General features: G+C 65.3%; 15 protein-coding genes. 5 read left to right on the top strand and 10 right to left on the bottom strand.

Annotation, left to right across the window (positions count from 1 at the left end; all coding sequences use genetic code 11):
- Nucleotides 1-56: 56 nt before the first annotated feature.
- The 3 genes from RFA01S_RS00865 to RFA01S_RS00850 all read left to right on the top strand — a co-directional run bounded on the left by RFA01S_RS00865 (nucleotide 57) and on the right by RFA01S_RS00850 (nucleotide 4,841).
- On the top strand, nucleotides 57-488 hold the full coding sequence (locus tag RFA01S_RS00865) for a DUF5318 domain-containing protein (protein WP_027495064.1): 432 nt from the start codon (nucleotides 57-59) through the stop codon (nucleotides 486-488).
- Between the two features lie 315 nt (nucleotides 489-803).
- A complete protein-coding gene (locus tag RFA01S_RS00855) occupies nucleotides 804-3,281 on the top strand; it encodes a transglycosylase domain-containing protein (RefSeq protein ID WP_371829083.1) in 2,478 nt (825 codons plus the stop codon).
- A gap of 111 nt (nucleotides 3,282-3,392) precedes the next feature.
- Nucleotides 3,393-4,841 carry a glycosyltransferase family 87 protein gene (locus RFA01S_RS00850; RefSeq protein WP_052060828.1) on the top strand — a complete coding sequence of 483 codons (1,449 nt, stop codon included), beginning with the start codon at nucleotides 3,393-3,395 and terminating at the stop codon, nucleotides 4,839-4,841.
- On the opposite strand, the gene RFA01S_RS00845 is transcribed toward RFA01S_RS00850, so the two are convergent.
- The 9 genes from RFA01S_RS00845 to RFA01S_RS00805 all read right to left on the bottom strand — a co-directional run bounded on the left by RFA01S_RS00845 (nucleotide 4,816) and on the right by RFA01S_RS00805 (nucleotide 14,539).
- Complete coding sequence (locus tag RFA01S_RS00845; RefSeq protein ID WP_230591618.1) at nucleotides 4,816-6,033, bottom strand: TerD family protein; 1,218 nt, start codon at nucleotides 6,031-6,033, stop codon at nucleotides 4,816-4,818. The genes RFA01S_RS00850 and RFA01S_RS00845 overlap by 26 nt on opposite strands.
- A gap of 90 nt (nucleotides 6,034-6,123) precedes the next feature.
- Nucleotides 6,124-6,351 carry a helix-turn-helix domain-containing protein gene (locus tag RFA01S_RS00840; RefSeq protein WP_027495068.1) on the bottom strand — a complete coding sequence of 76 codons (228 nt, stop codon included), beginning with the start codon at nucleotides 6,349-6,351 and terminating at the stop codon, nucleotides 6,124-6,126.
- A complete protein-coding gene (locus RFA01S_RS00835) occupies nucleotides 6,351-6,950 on the bottom strand; it encodes a DUF2975 domain-containing protein (protein ID WP_238325149.1) in 600 nt (199 codons plus the stop codon). The genes RFA01S_RS00840 and RFA01S_RS00835 overlap by 1 nt, the downstream gene beginning before the upstream one ends.
- An 84-nt stretch (nucleotides 6,951-7,034) precedes the next feature.
- Nucleotides 7,035-7,769: an ESX secretion-associated protein EspG gene (locus tag RFA01S_RS00830; protein ID WP_032407931.1), complete on the bottom strand. Its 735-nt coding sequence runs from the start codon at nucleotides 7,767-7,769 to the stop codon at nucleotides 7,035-7,037.
- A gap of 2 nt (nucleotides 7,770-7,771) precedes the next feature.
- Nucleotides 7,772-9,112, bottom strand: a complete 1,341-nt coding sequence (locus RFA01S_RS00825; protein ID WP_052060819.1) for a PPE domain-containing protein — start codon at nucleotides 9,110-9,112, stop codon at nucleotides 7,772-7,774.
- Between the two features lie 39 nt (nucleotides 9,113-9,151).
- Nucleotides 9,152-9,955, bottom strand: coding sequence for an HAD family hydrolase (locus RFA01S_RS00820; RefSeq protein WP_032407930.1), 804 nt, complete (start codon nucleotides 9,953-9,955; stop codon nucleotides 9,152-9,154).
- Nucleotides 9,952-12,285, bottom strand: a complete 2,334-nt coding sequence (locus RFA01S_RS00815; RefSeq protein ID WP_081371239.1) for a phosphoribosyltransferase — start codon at nucleotides 12,283-12,285, stop codon at nucleotides 9,952-9,954. The genes RFA01S_RS00820 and RFA01S_RS00815 overlap by 4 nt, the downstream gene beginning before the upstream one ends.
- Nucleotides 12,282-13,430 carry an HpcH/HpaI aldolase/citrate lyase family protein gene (locus RFA01S_RS00810; RefSeq protein ID WP_032407975.1) on the bottom strand — a complete coding sequence of 383 codons (1,149 nt, stop codon included), beginning with the start codon at nucleotides 13,428-13,430 and terminating at the stop codon, nucleotides 12,282-12,284. Before RFA01S_RS00810 ends, RFA01S_RS00815 begins: the two co-directional genes overlap by 4 nt.
- A gap of 29 nt (nucleotides 13,431-13,459) precedes the next feature.
- A complete protein-coding gene (locus RFA01S_RS00805; RefSeq protein WP_032407974.1) occupies nucleotides 13,460-14,539 on the bottom strand; it encodes a hypothetical protein in 1,080 nt (359 codons plus the stop codon).
- Nucleotides 14,540-14,759: 220 nt separating this feature from the next.
- Here RFA01S_RS00805 and RFA01S_RS00800 point away from each other — a divergent pair, with 220 nt between their 5' ends.
- Nucleotides 14,760-15,335, top strand: coding sequence for a TerD family protein (locus tag RFA01S_RS00800; protein WP_027495074.1), 576 nt, complete (start codon nucleotides 14,760-14,762; stop codon nucleotides 15,333-15,335).
- A gap of 125 nt (nucleotides 15,336-15,460) precedes the next feature.
- Nucleotides 15,461-16,558 (top strand): DUF475 domain-containing protein, encoded by a 1,098-nt coding sequence (locus tag RFA01S_RS00795; RefSeq protein ID WP_032373439.1) that lies wholly within the window; start codon nucleotides 15,461-15,463, stop codon nucleotides 16,556-16,558.
- A 31-nt stretch (nucleotides 16,559-16,589) separates the two neighbouring features.
- Here RFA01S_RS00795 and RFA01S_RS00790 read toward each other — a convergent pair whose 3' ends face one another.
- Nucleotides 16,590-16,934, bottom strand: coding sequence for a response regulator transcription factor (locus RFA01S_RS00790; RefSeq protein WP_032389419.1), 345 nt, complete (start codon nucleotides 16,932-16,934; stop codon nucleotides 16,590-16,592).
- Nucleotides 16,935-16,981: the final 47 nt, after the last annotated feature.

The raw sequence follows: 16,981 nt of genomic DNA, 5'->3' as shown, positions 1-16,981 counted from the left end.
CGTCCAGGCGGGGATCGCAGGTCTCCATCGACACTGCCGCACGTACTCTGGTTCTCGTGCGACTTCAGCGACAGGTGGTGGACTACGCCCTTCAGCGTCGGTCGCTGCTGGCCGAGGTCTACTCCGGTAGGACGGGCGTGGCAGCGGTCTGCGATGCAGATCCCTATCTTCTACGTGCCGCCAAGTTCCACGGCCGCGGCAGCGACGTAGTGTGCCCGATCTGCCGGAAGGAGCAGCTCACGCTGGTGTCGTGGGTGTTCGGCGAGAAGCTCGGACCCCTGTCCGGCTCCGCGAGAACGGCCGACGAACTCGGTCGGCTGGCTGCCACCCAAGAGGAATTTTCGGTCCATGTGGTCGAGGTCTGCCGCTCGTGCAGCTGGAATCACCTCGTCCAGTCCTACGTCCTCGGGGCCGTGCCCGCACCCAAGCAACCCCGTCGCCCACGATCGGGATCCCGTCAACCGAACCGTCGAACTGCGAGTGAATGACACAATCGCTTCGCTGAACCCAGCCACCGAGAATTCGACGCGGCCGCCGAGATTACTGGAGATTCGTACGTGAGTTCCCCCTACGACAACAACCCGGGTAACAACGAACCTGGCCGTAGCGACTCCGGACGGCGCCCCGACGTGCCCGGACCACCGCGCGGCAGCCGCCATTCCGATCCGCCCGGACGTCGTCCGGTACCCCCACCGGGCCAACGTCCGGTGCCTCCTCCGGGCCAACGTCCGCTACCGCCTCCGGGTCAGCGCCCCGGACCGCCTCCCGGGCAGCGTCCGATGCCACCGCAGGGTCGACCGCCGATGCCACCTCCGGGTCAGCGTCCGGTGCCTCCTCCGGGTCAGCGCCCCGGGCCCCCTCCTGGGCAGCGTCCGATGCCACCGCAGGGTCGACCGCCGATGCCTCCCGCCGGCCAACGTCCGGGTCCGCCTCCGGGTCAGCGTCCGATGCCACCGCAGGGTCGCCCGTCCGGTGACGGTCGCTACGCCACGGCAGGTGTTATCCGATCGGGATCCGTGCCGCCGCCACACGAACCGAACGATCCATCAGCTAGCTCCTCGGGCAACGAACCGCCCGAGCCCCCCGAAAGAGGTTCCGCCGCGAAAACGAAGAAGAAGTCCCGGAGTGGAGCCGGCGGAACGACCAAGTCCAAGTGGCGGGTAGTTCGACGCACGTTGTATGCGTTGGTCGCCTTGGGCCTGATAGTGCCGATTCTGCTGTTCATGGTGGCGTACACGCTGGTGGACGTCCCGCGGCCCGGTGACCTCAGGACCAATCAGGTTGCGACGATCTTCGCCTCCGACGGGTCGAGCGTGCTCGGCAAGGTGGTGCCACCCGAGGGCAACCGAACCGATGTCACGATCGACCAGATTCCGGAGCACGTACGTAACGCCGTGCTCTCGGCGGAGGATCGCGACTTCTATTCCAATCCCGGGTTCTCGGTGACCGGCTTCGGCCGTGCCCTGCGCGACAACGTGCTCGGACGTGACAGCGCGGGCGGCGGTTCCACGATCACCCAGCAGTACGTCAAGAATGCGGTGGTCGGCTCCGAGCGGACGTTGACGCGCAAGATGCGGGAGCTGGTCATCTCGTCGAAGATGGCTCGCCAATGGTCCAAGGACGACATTCTCGCGGCGTATCTGAACACCATCTATTTCGGTCGTGGCGCTTATGGCATCGCTGCCGCGTCGACGGCGTACTTCGGCAAATCCGTGGATCAGCTCTCGGTCGAGGAAGGCGCAGTACTGGCTGCGACCATCCAGCAGCCGTCCGGACTCGATCCGGAAGTCAACCCCACCGGGGCCCAGTCGCGGTGGAACTACGTGCTCGACGGCATGGTCTCGCAGGGCCAGCTCGATGCGACTCAGCGTGCGGCGATGCAGTATCCGCAGTGGGTCCCCATTTCTCAGGTCGATTCGGGTGATGCCGCCGACGCAGGTCCCAACGGTCTGATCAAGGCGCAGGTTTTGCGTGAACTGTCGGCTGTCGGGGTCAGTGATCAGGATCTGAACACCGAGGGTCTGCAGATCACGACGACGATCGACCCGAGGGCGCAGGCCGCCGCGGTCGAGGCCGTGGACAACAACCTGCAGGGTGAGCCGTCGGAGCTGCGCACGGCGTCGGTGTCGATCGATCCGCGCAGTGGCGCGGTCCGCTCGTACTACGGCGGCGCGGACGGGCGCGGTTTCGACTTCGCTCAGTCCGGGTTGCAGACCGGATCGTCGTTCAAGGTGTTCGGCCTCGCCGCTGCCTTGGACCAAGGCATTCCGCTTTCGAAGATGTACGACAGTTCCTCGCTCGACGTCAACGGCATCCAGATCAGCAACGTCGAGGGCGAATCCTGTGGCACGTGCACCATCGCCGAAGCCCTCAAGCGGTCGCTGAACACGAGCTTCTACCGCATGATGCTGGGCATGGACAACGGCCCGCAGGCGATCGCGGACATGGCACACAAGCTCGGTATCCCGCAGGAGATCGAGGGCGTCGGCCCCACGCTGACCGAGCCCGACAACGCGGGCCCGAACTACGGAATCGTGCTCGGCCAGTACCAGTCGCGGGTGATCGATATGGCCTCGGCCTACGCCACACTGGCAGCCTCCGGCGTCTACCACACCCCGCACTTCGTGCAGAAGGTCGTCACGGCCGACGGCACGGTGTTGCTCGATCGTGCACCCGAGGCCGGTCAGCAGGTCGTCTCGGCGGCGGTGGCCGACAACGTGACGTCGGCGATGCGTCCGATCGCCGGGTACTCCAACGGTCACAACCTCGCGGGTGGTCGTCAATCGGCGGCGAAGACCGGTACCGCGCAGCTCGGTGATACCGGACAGAACAAGGACGCCTGGATGGTCGGCTACACCCCGTCACTGTCGACAGCGGTGTGGGTCGGTACCGAGCAGGGCTTGCCGCTCGAGAACAGTTACGGCGGTCCGATCTACGGATCGGGCATACCGTCGGACATCTGGAAGGCGACGATGGACGGCACGCTCGAGGGCACCTCGAACGAGACGTTCCCGACGCCCGAGGCCATCGCCGGTCAGGCAGGTGTCCCGCAGTACTCGGCACCGGCCGCCCCGGTCACGACGGTGGCTCCGTCCGCGCCGCCGCCCGTGACTCTGCCGATCCCGACGGAGATTTCGCCGCCGGTGGTCATCACGCCGCGTCAGGTCGAGATTCTGCCGGGCGTCACCATTCCGCTGCCGGGTCTGGCCCCGGCTCAGCCCGCACAGCCACCGGCAGCACCCGAGCCGGCAGCCCCCGAACCGGCGACTCCCGGCCAGTAGCACCGAACGGTGACGACCGAACCCGAGCGCAAGGGCAGAGCCCTTGCCAGTCCTGGTCGCCTGGACACGGCGAGTGCAACGGACCGTGACGCACCCAGCCGTACCGATCCGATGACCGAGGAACTGTCCTCGGTCATCGGCGGGCCGGTGGGCGCGCACGCTCTGGTCGGTCGGCAACGGTGGTTCACTGCGCTGCGGGTCATCCTGTTGCTCGCGGTGGTCTTTCTCTGCTTCGGTTGGTTTGCCAAGGCGGCGTGCATTCAACAGGCACCGGTGGGTCCGAACGGTGAACTCGGTCTCGACTGGAGCGGCAGTCGCCAGTACGTGGCTATGTGCTACTCGGACACCGTGCCGCTCTACGGTGCCGAGCGGCTCGACCAAGGTGCGTTTCCGTACAAGAAGTCCTGGGAAGAAACGAAGGCCGACGGGTCGAGTCAGATCCGGTACATGGAGTACCCGGTCATTGCCGGCCTGTACCAGTACGGCTCGATGGTCGTCGGAAAGGCATGGAACTCACTGAGTTTCCTGCCGCAAGCCCTGCCTGTGGTCGTCTATTTCAACGTCGTTGCTCTGGGATTGGCCGTCGCGTGGCTGGTCACCGTGTGGGCGACGGCGATCTCGGCGGGGCGACGCATCTGGGACGCTGCCCTGGTGGCTGCCTCACCGCTGGTGATCGTGCATGGATTCACCAACTTCGACGCTCTCGCAACGGCATTCGCGCTCACCGGTCTGCTGGCCTGGGCCAAGAAGCGGCCCGTACTAGCCGGTGTACTACTCGGCCTCGGCGGTGCCACCAAGCTCTACCCGTTGCTGTTCCTCGGACCGCTGCTGGTGTTGTGCTGGCGGGCCGGCCGCATGCGCGAGTGGGGGCTGACCGCAGCGGCTGCCCTCGGGGCCTGGCTTGCGGTCAATCTTCCACTGGCCCTGCTGTATCCGACGGGGTGGTACGAGTTCTTCCGGCTCAACTCCGAGCGCGGAGCCGACCCCGATTCGCTGTACAACGTCGTCACTTCCTTCACCGGATGGACGGGCTTCGACGGCCCCCTCTATCCAGGGGACAAGCCGCTGGTTCTCAACGCAGTCACGCTGCTGCTCTTCGCCGTCGTGTGTGCGCTGATCGCCTACATCGGTACGACGGCTCCGACCCGGCCGAGGCTGGCCCAGTTGGTGTTTCTGGTGGTGGCCGGGTTCCTGCTGACCAACAAGGTGTGGAGTCCCCAGTACTCGCTGTGGCTGGTCCCTCTCGCGGTGCTGGCTCTACCGCATCGTCGAATCCTGTTGGCGTGGATGGCAATCGACGCGTTCGTCTGGTTCCCCCGGATGTACTACTACCTGGGCGTGGACAACAAGGGTCTGCCCGAACAGTGGTTCACCGCCACCGTGGTCGTGCGCGATATCGCAGTGATCGGCTTGTGCGCGTTGATCGTTCGGCAGATCTACCGGCCGTCGGAGGATCTCATTCGAAACGGCAGCGCCGTCGACCCGCTCGGTGGCGTACTCGACGGCGCTGCAGATCGAACCGGTCGGCGTGCGGTCACATATAGCGGCCGAGCTGCTTGACGGCTTCACCGGCGTGCTTGGCCTGGATGCCGTCGCCGATGGCCTGTAGCTTCCATTCACTGCCCTGGCGGTAGACCTTTGCCATCACCAATCCCGTGAACGGCATGCCGCCCTGCAGGGTGAAGCGGGCGAGTTCGGTGTTGGTGGTGTTGTCGACCAGCCGGCAGAACGCATTGGCGACCTGCTCGAACGTCTGGCCGCGGTACGAGGTGACCGTGAAGACGATGCCGGTGACGTGCTGGGGTACTCGCGTCAGATCGACGACGATGACCTCGTCGTCGCCCTCGCCCTCACCGGTCAGGTTGTCTCCCTTATGGGTGATCGACCCGTCCTTGGCGTTGAGCTGGCCGTAGTAGACGACATCGTTGACGTTGCGATCTGCCAGCATGATCGCCGACGCGTCCAGGTCGATGTTCGCCGCACGGCCTCCGCCGCCGAACAGTCCACCCTTCTTCGGGGTCGTCACCGGGTCCCAGCCGAGGCCCATGCGAATCACCGTCAGGGCCACGCCGCCGTCCTTGCGGAGAGTGACCTTCTGGCCCTTGGACAGACTGACGGGCTTGGACTTGGTGAGGCTGACTTCCGGAGCTTCGGAGCGAACCGGGGCGGGAGGGGCTGCGGGAGGCGCGGCCGGGGCGGGTGGCGTCGGCGGTGCAGGGGGCGGGGTGGGAGCCGGCGCGTCGTCCACGGAGACACCGTGATCGGTCACCAACGCAGCGAAACCACCCGCGTAGCCCTGCCCCACGGCGCGCACTTTCCAGCTCCCCTGGCGGCGGTAGATCTCCAGCGCAATGACGATGGATTCGGAGCTGAGGCCCTCGATCGTGTACTCGTACAACACATTTCCCGCTGTGTCGCTGACTCGCGCGACCGGGGGTGCAGATCGGCCGAAGTTGCTCGACGCGTCGTCGAGGGTGATGACCGCACGGATCTGCTCGATATCGGACGGAACAGCACCGAGCGAGACGGCGAGCCGCGCCGGCCCGCCCTGCCCGGGTTCGAGGCGGACGCCGGGGCCGGTCGGCTGATTGAAGAACACGAAATCGGCGTCCGTGCGCACCTTTCCGGCGTCGGTGACCAGAAGTGCAGACAGGTCGGCCGGCACCGCCAGGGCGATGGACACGACGACGTCGCCGACGGTGAGGGGGCCGTTCTGACCCTTGGACAACGGTTGACCGGCCGGAGCAGACAATGTGGTGGACTCTCTCTCGAAGTGCTGGTTACCGTCATCCAATGTACTTGGTCGATTTGTCCGACTGATGTGACCGCGAAGGCCTGTCGGTCAGATCTGGCGGAGGGTGAACAGGTCACCCGGGGTGCAGCCGAGCACCCGGCATACGGCGGTCAGGGTGGAGAATCGGATGGCCTTGGCGCGGTCGTTCTTGAGTACCGACAGATTGACGACGCTGACCCCGGCCAGACGCGACAGCTCGGCGAGCGTCATGCCGCGGGCTTCGAGGATCTCGCCGAGATGACACACGACGAGATGGTCGACGAACTCCTCGGCCATCAGACCAGACCATCGGCATCGCGAGCGAGCTTGGAGCCCTGACGGAGCACTCCGTAGACGAACTGCAGGACCACTGCGACGATCACGGCAAGCCAGAATGCGCCGAGGCTCCCTGCGGTATCGGTGACATCGGTCGTCTCGAGCGCGCTCTGAATGGCATTGGTACTCATCACTCGTAGGCCCCCGGTAATGACCGGGTACAGGACCAGGCAGACGGCAACCACAACCAGGTCGATGCTGGCGCGGGTGCTGAACGGAGTTTCCTCGATCACGTTGAGAAAGAACCGGTACGCGAAGAAGATCCCTATCAGAATGACGATTCCGCCGGCCACGATCTCGCCGTATCGCATGAAGTCGATCATCCCGATGAGTCTCTGGACGTCGCTCTTGGCAACAGCAAGTTCGACGGCGTTGCCCGGCTGCAGCCGGCCGCCGAGCAACTCGATGGTCGGCGAGTTGTAGCGCGGCGTGACCATTGCGCTGACGTAATCCGAGGAGTGGTATTTCCAAGCCTTCCAGCCGGACCAGACCACTGCCGCTCCTGCGTAGAACACCATTGCCCATTTGTTGGCTCGTGCCGAACCCAGTCCGTATGCCATCCCGCCGCCTCCATATCGATAGTCGATAACAACGAATATCGATAACCTATCGAAAATCGATACGGTGTCAAGGGGTGGGCTGTGTCATCGGCGTAAGGCCGACTCCAACTGTCGCCCGATTTCCGCGACCAATCGGGTGGAATCGGCGGGCACGACGTCGATCGACGCGTGGGACCGAACAAGGTAGCGGCCGTCCCCGTCGAAGTCCATCCAGAAGAACGAGACGGCATCGGTATCGCGGCGGTGGTCGTAGGTGGCGCCGCGCGCGACGATCACCTCGCCGACTGCCGATCGCGGTCGGGCGAAGAACGCCTCGAATTTCTCGTCCGCAGTCGCGTGTCGAGTGGCCGTGGACAGGATTGCTCCGCTCGATGTGGTTGCAGTGCAGGGATGTTCGAGGGTGGCGGCCGCACGGCGTCCGGCCTGCACGGTCGGCACGGACTCGGCGATTCGTACGGGGGCAGATGCCGGGGTGACCGTGTCGATCGTGACCGAACAGTCCGGCCCAGGTCGTTGGGTGAGGACAACCGCGAGATCATGGGTCACCGCTGCATGAACGCGCACTGGGCTCTGCCCGAGATCGTGTGTGTCGCTTCGGCATTCGATGCGCACAGCGGGGTCGATCACCACTCCAACGGCCGCCTCGAGCCGCTCGTCCACCAGCGCGTCGATCCTCGCCGACGCTTCGCGCCGCAGCTGTCGGAGCTGACCCTCGGTATCGACGTCGACGGTGACGGCCAGAGGGTAGGGCAGCCGATCCCGTCCGAAACGACTGCAGAGCATCGCGAAATCCATGCCGCGCACGGTCCACTGCGTCACCGTCAGCCGCCGAGCACAGGGGGTGCGACGAGTGGCAGGTCGCCGATCAGTTCGCTGCCGTTGCCGACGTCGATCAAATAGCCGGGGGTGGTGTGTTCTCCGTCGTTGTCGCCGGTGCCACGACCTCCCGCCGCGCCCATACCGCCCACTCCGGGCATACCGTGAGCCCCTGCTCGACCGGCCGCCGCCGCACTCGCGCCGCCCGGGCCGCCGCTGGAACCGCCGGAACCGATCGGAGACCCGAGAACAGAGCCGCCGAAACCTGCACCGGAACCCACACCGCCACCGGATCCGTTGTAGCCCGAGCCGCCGTAGCCGGCACCCGGGGAGCCTGTCCCCGAGGAACCGCCGCCTCCCACGTTGCTTCCGAGTCCCCCGGGAGCATTTCCGGGGCCACCGGCTGCGGCGGCCCGGGTTTCCCCGGACCGATCTGCAGGCGGCAGCGGTCCGGATGGACTCGAACCCGGTTGCCCGGGGCCCGATTGTCCAGGCGTCGCGGTGCCGGCATCGGTCTGCTGCGCAGCCGACTGCGCTGCGGGATCGAGGGTTCCTGCAGAGCTTGCGCCCCCACCGGACGTCGCACCGCCGCTCTCACTGGCGGCCGGGAAACTGCCTGCCGGAAAACCGCCTGCCCAGCCGCCGGTGGAACCACCGCCTCCGCCGTCGACGGGATTGTGCGCCGTTGGCAATACCGGAACGTTGGTGTCGGACAGCACCACGCCCGGTACGTACACCGATCGCATGATGCGACGGGCTTCGTTCTGCTGCTCTTCCTGCACCGCCGTCGCCGTTTTGGTAGCGAACGGAACGGGGAGCAGGGAACCGATCAGGGTGCTGCTCTCGGACGCGACCACCGGCGGCATTCTCGACTTGGTCTGCTCGAATCCTGCGTGCGCTTCGAGCAGTTTGTTCCCGATCAGACTCATCGACGTGGCCAGCGCGGACGCCGACGAGACGTAGTCGCCCACGCCGCCGCGAACGGCGTCGGACATCGGCCCGGACCAGCCCGACGCCATGGCCGCCTCGATACCCGTTCGGAAGCCGTCGGATCCGGAGCCGGCGGCGGCCGAGAGGTCGTTCCAGTTCTTCGACGAGGTAGCAATGGGACCGATGGCCAACGACCCGACCATGCCCGCGATGTCCTCGTGTGACATCACCTCGAACGGTTCGGTGATCGTCACTTCGTTGGGTTCGTAGTCACCGCGGTAGTCGAAAGCTCCGTTCGCTTTCTCGAACGCCTCCCCGAGCATGGTGCCGACGAGCTCGGGCCCCACAGGGGTCACGAATATGTTGGTGACTATCCCGTCGATCGTCGCTTCGAGTTCCTCGTACGGATTCGCCATGCCCACCCCTTGCCACGCGCCTGTCCCCCCGACGAACTGTTAGACGCGGTGCGCAGTGGTTCGGTTCCGCAGCCACTCGAGAATATCCTCGCTGGCCCGTACGCCGGAGGAATCGGTGACGGTCAACCCGGGGCGGGTGAACCCCAGCAGTTCGAGCTCGCCGTGCCGCGGCCGAACTGCCTCGTCGGCGGCCATGAGCATCTCGGCGTCGAGTGCGCCGTCACCGGCAGCGAACACGCCGGCCTCGGCATCCAGGGAACCGTCCTGAACCAGCCTGGAACGGACCTCGGCCACGGCGGAGCTCTTGCACACCGCGTTGGGCATCGTGTAGATCTTGCGGCCTTGCTGGGAGACGTTCCAGTCGCGTGCCGCGCACCACTGCGACCAGTCCGAGACGAAGTCCGGCGGGACGGCGGCGACGTCGACGACGAGGTAGCAGAACAGGCCGTCGGCCTCGCGGTATTTGAGCACCCAGTCCTCGGAGACCCTCGATCTCAACTCTGCGCCGATGCCGGCCAGGTCCAGATCGAAGCCCTTGCGCCAGGCCGTATCCGGCTCACCGTCGACGAGAATGTTGCCACCGTTGCTGGTGATGGCGTACCGCCACGGGGCACCCGGCAGGTCGATACGCCGGAACTGTTCGATGGTTCGCGTCGTCGTCGGAACCACGGTGACGCTCTCGCTCAACCCGCGGAGCAGCGACATCGACCGAATGCTCATGTACGACAACGGTTTACCCTCGTACACCTCCACGCACTCGAACGTCTCGTCCAGGGGCACACCGAGCGCGCCTTCGGAGAAGATCATCGTGCGATCGAGGTCGACGGCGACGAGGGCGCTCACGAGGCATCCTCGGTCGAGACGTTCTTGATCAGACCCATGCACGAGTAGGCGAGGTCGGGTACCACGTCGACCGGTACTCCCCTGGCTTCGGCGAGCATCCGAATATGTTGGTGCTCCGGAGCATTCGCGTCGCGTACCAACACGCGCCACGGTACTCGGCGTAGCAGCACCCGCGTGGTCTCGCCGACGCCGGGCTTGACGAAGTTGACGTGCGAGATGCCGTACTCCTGGCGGACCTTCTCCACCGATGCCCATCCCGACCAGGTGGGAGTTCTGTCGGACGCGAGCACCGACGACACCGTCTCCGCGACCTCGTCACGCACGTCGTCGAATCGAGCCGTCACCGCGTCGAGTAGATGCCGCGAGACATCGTCGGGAGCGAGGTCTGCGTAGTATTTCGCGCCGTGGAAATCACCCGGCCGGATGAGACTGTCGTTGAGTACAGTTCGCGAAACGAGGCCCGAGACGGTCGAATTCAGGCAGGCCGATGCGATGAGGAAGTCGTCTCGGGTCCCGTAGGTGCGAGCGCAGTGTCCGGGATCGGCGAGCACAGCCAGATCGTCGTCGAAGTCCGCCCCAGGGAAGTCGCGTAGTGCCGCTGTGAGTTCGCGTGCAATGGCACCTTTGCCGGTCCAGCCGTCCACGAACACCACCGAGCGTGAATCGTGGTGCTCGGCGAGGTAGCGCAGAGCGACGCTGTCGATACCCCGATCACGCACGATCGAGACGGCGTAATGCGGTATCTCGATGCCGTGGGCGGCGAAAGCCCAGCGCCGCATCAGAATTCCCACCGGAGTACCGGCCCGGGCCAGTGACGCGAGCACGATGTCGTGTCCGCGCTCGGTGAGCACCACCTCGGTGACGGTTCCGACGGCGACCGCGAGCCGCGCCACACTCTCGTGCAGTACCTTCTCGAACAGTTCGCGATACGCAAGATCGGGTTGGTATTCGACCGGTAGCGATTCGGCATAGTGCGCCGTTCCGGCCTGAATTGCCCTCTCGCGCTCCGCCGTTGCCGCTTCCAGCGAGATCCCCGACAGGTCTTTGAGTAGCCAGGTCACCTCGTCCGGCGCGTACGAGCCGAACTCGGGCCCACGCAGCGGACGGGCGCGTCTGGCGATCTCGAGCGCCTGCGGATCGGCACCGGTCACGACTACGACCAGCACGTCGGTGCCCGCCGCCGCGAGTGTCTCCGCCGCGGCGGTGAGTGCGTCGGTATCCGCGGGGGCATCGGCGACGAACACCAGGGTCGAGCCGGCCGGCGCGTCGGCGTTGTAGAGGTAGCGCAGAGAGGATTCGTCCTCGGGTGCTGCGAATTCGAAGCCCCGGCGCAGTGGGTAGCCCGCCACGTCGAGGACATAGGCGGGCGAGCGGGTGGTCGTCTGGAACAGTGCGCTGTGTCCGCGTCGTTGCAGCGCTGCCGCCAGGCGTAACGGCAGGTACATCAGCTCCTCGTGGCCGACGACCACGACGGCACCCGAGTCGGGGAGCGCCGCGTCGACGGTGGCCGCGACTGCTTCGATCGCGTCGTCGAACCCGGCCGCATCGGACCCGAGGAAGCCGTGGCGGCCGCCGTCGGGTAGAGCTGCGGGCCAGGGCGCGTCGATGCGGCGTACCGAACCGGGTTGTGCAGCAATCGGATTGAACGTCGGATCGGGGAGGCTCAGAACCGTCTCCACGAGCCCGGGTGTCAGCTCGACCGATCCCTGAGCGAGGCTGACGTTGTCGATCACGACGCCCAGTTCGGTGGCCGTTGCTGCGGTCGCGTCGAGATGCTCGGCGCTGCGCATGTCCACCAGGGATGCGATGACGTAGTGGGAACGCGCAGCCGTGGAATGGATCTGGCGGAGCGCATCGAGCGCGGTGGCTCCGGTCGAGATCTCGTCGTCGACGAGAACGAGGGGTAGTTCGCCGCCGAGCAGGTCCGCCGAGGTCGGCATCAGCAGATGGTCGGTGGCGTGCGAGTGCCCTTCCTCGAACTCTCCGTGCACCGTCATGCCCGGTACCGTGCGGCGGGTCGAGTGCACATAGCAACGCGCATCGAGGGCGGTTGCCACCGTGTGACCCAATCCCGTTGCCGTCTCCGCGAATCCGAGAACATCGACGTCGGAGCCGTCGACCGCCGCGGCGACCAGGCCGGCCAATTCATCGCCGGCACCGATGACGACGTCCGGATCCACGGGTATGTGTTTGCCGAGCACAGTGGACACCAACAGATGTGCCCGTCGGGGATTACGGCGTAGGCCGGGACGCACCAGTTGTCGTGCCGTCCACGACGACGAGGAGCCGGTGTCGGTCAGGACGATGCCGTCGGCCGGGTTGTCGGTCATCGCTGAGCCAACGCCGTCAGTAGGTCCACGAACGTGATCCCTTCGTTGGTGACCCCGAATGCCCGGGCGCGGACCATCGTCTGTTTCGCCCAATTGCGATGTGGTCCCAGCTCGTTCATCTTGTTTCGGTAGCCGGAGGCCTGCGCGCCGCCCTGATCGGAGGCCAGAATGTCGAGGGCGTCGTGGTATTCCTCGTGCGTCACTGCGGACAATGCGTGCACGGCAGGAACGTGGGATGGATGGATGACCGTCTTGCCCTGGATACCGTTGGCGCGGTCGAGGGCGACCTCGCGCAGCAGTGCGTCCAAGTCGCTGCTGACCAGTTGCTGCCGGAAGCGCACGGCCTCCTGGTCGGCGAACGGCGTCTGGCGCAGCAATGGCCGGAACATGCGTTCGTGGTCTGCGAAGTACTCCCACACCGGCCCGGTGATGACGAATCCCGATCCGTCGTTGCGGCCCAGATGATTGACGATCGCGCTGATCACGTCGGCTACGACGCGGACGTCGTAGATCGTCAGGTCACGGTCGCGGCGAATGCCGAAGGTGCCGCACATGTCGGTGGCTCCGATGCGGACGGCCAGCACGATGTCTCGGTATTTTCCCAGTAGTTCCCGGATGGCAACGAGTTCGGTGTCGCGTGTTTCGCGGTGGACCACCTCGGCCGACTCGAGAACCGGCATCGCCAACAAGCGGGTGTCGTGCGCGGTGGATGCGGCGAGAATCTCGTCGAGGTACTCGGCTCCGGTTGCCGAGGTGAACTTCGGTACGACGAAACCGGCAAGTCCAGCGGCCCCAGGAGCCAGACCGGCGCAGACCGTCCGAATCTGTTGGGCCGTGCGGGCTCGGACGAACACCAGTGCATTCGAACCCGAGAGTTCGTTCAGAGTTCGGATGGTGTTCTCCACCGCGTACTGCAGATCATGATCTGCGACTGCATCTTCGAGATCGATCACGATCGATCGAACGCCCTCGTCGGTGCGCTTGTGCACCGTCGCGGTCAGGTCCGCACGGGTCGCGGGAATGTACAGCGTCGCACCGAGTGCTGTTGCTACGACGTTGTTTCCGTCGCTGACCGCGATGTCCTCCGGTTGCAGGAAGAACATGCGTTCGCGGGTGTCGGCGTCGAGATGGCGAAAGTGTTGCACCATGATCCTTCGTGTGAATGCGGTCGGTGCTAGCTGCGCATGCGTTCGATCACGCCTGCGATGAAGTCCGAAATGGTAGCCAGATCCTGCAGATATGACCAGTAGTCGGGATGGGTACCCGTCAGTGCGTTGCTCGCCCTGTCGATCCGGGCGAGCTGAGCATCCAGCACCGAGCCCCATTCGGCAACCAGACCCCGATTGATCGCGAGTTGTTGAGCGTCACGAAGTTTGAACCGGACCTTGCTCTCGGTCTCGCTCGGATCGGCTTTGACTGCGCGCAGCAGGCGAACACGATCGGTGACGGCATCGACCAGGTGCTCGGCATCGGTCAGGTGCGACCGGGCCTGGGCGACGAGATCCAAGGCCTGCTCGGGGTTGCCCGTGTCGAGCGCCGAACGGGCCGCTCGCAGATCCTCGTCGGCCTGTTCGATGTGGCGTGTGCTCGATCGTTCGTTGTGCGATAGATCTGCCGAGCTCTTGGCATTGAATTCGCGAAGCAAACTCGAGAAGGCCGGCGCGATCCCCTCGGATCTCGTTCGTACGGCTTCGATTCGGGTCCGCACCGAGACCAGTGCGGTCCGGGCCTCCTGCTGGCGACCGGGAGCCGAGCGAACCGCCTCGCGCAACGCAGTGGACCTGTCCCGGACGACGGCGGCCTGCTCTCGCGCACGCAGCGGATCCCGTCGAACATCGTTCAATTGTGTTGTGGCGGAGTCCAGTTCGTTCCAGGCCTGCCGCAATGATGGATAGGTGGCGTACTGCTCGTCGACGGTGGACCGCGCAGCGTCCGCCTCGGCCAGCGCGTCCTGCACCAGGCGCGGGGTGGCCGCGAACTGTGCCGAGGCGTGCTCGAGAGTGCTGCGATGAGCCTCGTAGAAACGATCGACGGCGACGCTGGCGTCGTGGAGCAGCCGCGTCGCGTTGTCGAATGCCGACCTCGCGGCGGCAGTGGTGATTCCGTCGAACTGTTCGACGGCAGCGAGATACGCCGCTCCCGCGTCGAAACACAGCTTCTCGGTATCGAACCATCGGCGGGCGAGTCCGTCCTCCGGGCGCAGCGCGGTGGATGCCTCGACGCCGGCGGATGCGATGGACTGTCGCTTGTCCATGTCGAGAAAGGCGGCGACAGCGGCGTCCTGGGAACGACGCGCGGCGGCGTCCGATTCGGAACCTCGGCGAAACACCCCAGGCCAGCGACTTGTCACCTGTTCGATACTACCGACGGGAACCTCCGCATCACCGCGCTCGTTGGTCGAGTACGTCCAGAAACCGGACATTCCCACTACGGTTGTACCCGTAACGGGAAACCAATTGCGAAAGGACCTCTCAATGGGCGTCAGCCTCAGCAAGGGTGGCAATGTCTCGCTCACCAAGGCAGCACCGAACCTGACCGCGGTCGTGGTCGGCCTCGGTTGGGACATCCGCACGACGACGGGCACCGACTTCGACCTCGATGCCAGCGCCATCGCATTGAACTCGACGAAGAAGGCCCTGAGCGACGGGCACTTCGTGTTCTTCAACAACTTGAAGTCTCCCGACGGCTCCATCGAGCACACCGGGGACAACACGACCGGTGAAGGCGACGGAGACGACGAGCAGATCAAGGTCGATCTCGCCGCTGTGCCGCCGGAGATCGAGACCATCACGTTCCCCGTGTCGATCTACGATGCGGACGCTCGCTCGCAGTCGTTCGGTCAGGTGCGCAACGCGTTCATCCGCGTCATCAACCAGGCCGACAACTCCGAGCTTGCTCGCTACGACCTCAGCGAGGATGCCTCGACCGAGACCGCGATGGTCTTCGGCGAGCTGTACCGCAACGGCGCGGAGTGGAAGTTCCGCGCAGTCGGCCAGGGCTACGCGTCCGGACTCGCAGGCATCGCCCGGGACTTCGGAGTAAACGTCTAGTAAAGGCGCTCCCAAGATTGGGGATACCCCCGCCTCGTCATTCATGATGGGCGGGGGTTTTTCCGTTTCGTCCCCCAACTTGGTCGCGCCTGCGGGCTCTGCTCCTAGCCAGAAAGGCCACTGACGTGGTTATGAGAATCTTCGGCTGGTCGATTGCGGTCACCATCGTGTCCGTCATCGTGGCCTTCTTGTACGGCGGACTCGAGGCGATGATTCTCGTCCTCATCCTCGGTGTGCTCGAAGTGTCCCTGTCCTTCGACAACGCCGTCATCAACGCCACCGTGTTGCGACGGATGAGTGAGTTCTGGCAGAAGATCTTCCTCACCATCGGCATCGTCATCGCCGTGTTCGGCATGCGGTTGCTGTTCCCGCTGGTCATCGTCTGGGCTGCGTCGGGCCTCGGTCCGGTCGCCGCCATCGACCTAGCGCTCAACCCGCCCGCCGACGGTGCCGCGACCTTCCCGGACGGTTCGCCGAGCTACGAAACGCTCCTCACCGACGCACATCCGCAGATCGCAGCCTTCGGCGGCATGTTCCTGCTGATGCTCTTCCTCGGCTTCATCTTCGAGGATCGCGAGATCACCTGGCTGAGCTGGCTGGAGAAGCCTCTCGCCCGGATCGGTCGCCTCGATCAGCTGTCCGTTGTCGTCGCGGGCCTGCTGCTCGTGCTCAGCGCCGAATTCCTCGCCGACGACGACAAGATTTCCACCGTCATGGTCTCCGGCGTGCTCGGCATGATCACCTACATTGCCGTCAACGGTCTCGGCGAACTGTTCCACATCGAGGAAGAGGGCGAAGAGTCCTCCGGCGGCCCGAGCGAACTGGCGAAGGCGACCGGCAAGGCCGGCTTCTTCCTGTTCCTCTACCTCGAGGTCCTCGACGCGTCGTTCTCGTTCGACGGTGTCATCGGAGCCTTCGCCATCACCGCGGACCCGATCATCATCGCGCTCGGCCTCGGCTTCATCGGTGCCATGTTCGTTCGCTCGATCACGGTGTTCCTCGTTCGCAAGGGAACGTTGTCGGACTACGTGTACCTCGAGCACGGCGCGCACTGGGCAATCGGTGCCTTGGCCCTCATCCTGCTCGTGTCGATCGGCGTTCACATCAACGAACTGATCACCGGCTTCGTCGGAATCCTCTTCATCGGTGCGGCACTGATCAGCAGCATCCGACGCAACAAGCGTCTCGAGAGCGAAGGCGTGGACACCGAAGTCCACGTCTGACCTTCGCTTCGAACCACATCAGCTCGAAGACTTACAGCTCCGAGATGTCGACGAGTCCGTCCTGCAGGGCCCGGGCCACCAGGGCGGCCTTGGTCGGGGCGGACCGTCCGACAGAGGTGTATTTCGCGCGGATGCGCGTCAAGTGGGTGTTGACGGTTCCCAGCGACAGGAACAGCGCCTTGGCGACCTCGGTCTTGGAGTCGAGGCGAATCCAGCAGAGCAGTACCTCGATCTCACGGTCGGTCAGGCCGGGCCGAGTGGGAAACTTGTCGCTCTGCTCAGCGGGCGGCACCAGGCTGATCAGTCCGCGAGCGAGCGGTGCGGCAGAGATGGAGTCGCTGTGTTCCGAGGGCATGGGATCGAGCAGTGCGGACATCAGTTCTCCCGAGGGCCGAGGCAGGTTGAGACGGTCTAAACCTGAGT

Source organism: Rhodococcoides fascians NBRC 12155 = LMG 3623 (assembly GCF_001894785.1).
Taxonomy (GTDB): domain Bacteria; phylum Actinomycetota; class Actinomycetes; order Mycobacteriales; family Mycobacteriaceae; genus Rhodococcoides; species Rhodococcoides fascians.
The sequence above is the reverse complement of the archived record's forward strand: the minus strand, read 5'-3'. Positions and strand labels throughout refer to the sequence as shown.

What these genes read in the sequence shown, in the direction of transcription:
- RFA01S_RS00855 (WP_371829083.1), top strand. Translation starts at nt 804, where the DNA reads ATGCCACCTCCGGGTCAGCGTCCGGTGCCTCCTCCGGGTCAGCGCCCC.
- RFA01S_RS00850 (WP_052060828.1), top strand. Translation starts at nt 3,393, where the DNA reads ATGACCGAGGAACTGTCCTCGGTCATCGGCGGGCCGGTGGGCGCGCAC.
- RFA01S_RS00840 (WP_027495068.1), bottom strand. Translation starts at nt 6,351, where the DNA reads ATGGCCGAGGAGTTCGTCGACCATCTCGTCGTGTGTCATCTCGGCGAG.
- RFA01S_RS00835 (WP_238325149.1), bottom strand. Translation starts at nt 6,950, where the DNA reads ATGGCATACGGACTGGGTTCGGCACGAGCCAACAAATGGGCAATGGTG.
- RFA01S_RS00825 (WP_052060819.1), bottom strand. Translation starts at nt 9,112, where the DNA reads ATGGCGAATCCGTACGAGGAACTCGAAGCGACGATCGACGGGATAGTC.
- RFA01S_RS00815 (WP_081371239.1), bottom strand. Translation starts at nt 12,285, where the DNA reads ATGACCGACAACCCGGCCGACGGCATCGTCCTGACCGACACCGGCTCC.
- RFA01S_RS00805 (WP_032407974.1), bottom strand. Translation starts at nt 14,539, where the DNA reads ATGGACAAGCGACAGTCCATCGCATCCGCCGGCGTCGAGGCATCCACC.
- RFA01S_RS00800 (WP_027495074.1), top strand. Translation starts at nt 14,760, where the DNA reads ATGGGCGTCAGCCTCAGCAAGGGTGGCAATGTCTCGCTCACCAAGGCA.
- RFA01S_RS00790 (WP_032389419.1), bottom strand. Translation starts at nt 16,934, where the DNA reads ATGTCCGCACTGCTCGATCCCATGCCCTCGGAACACAGCGACTCCATC.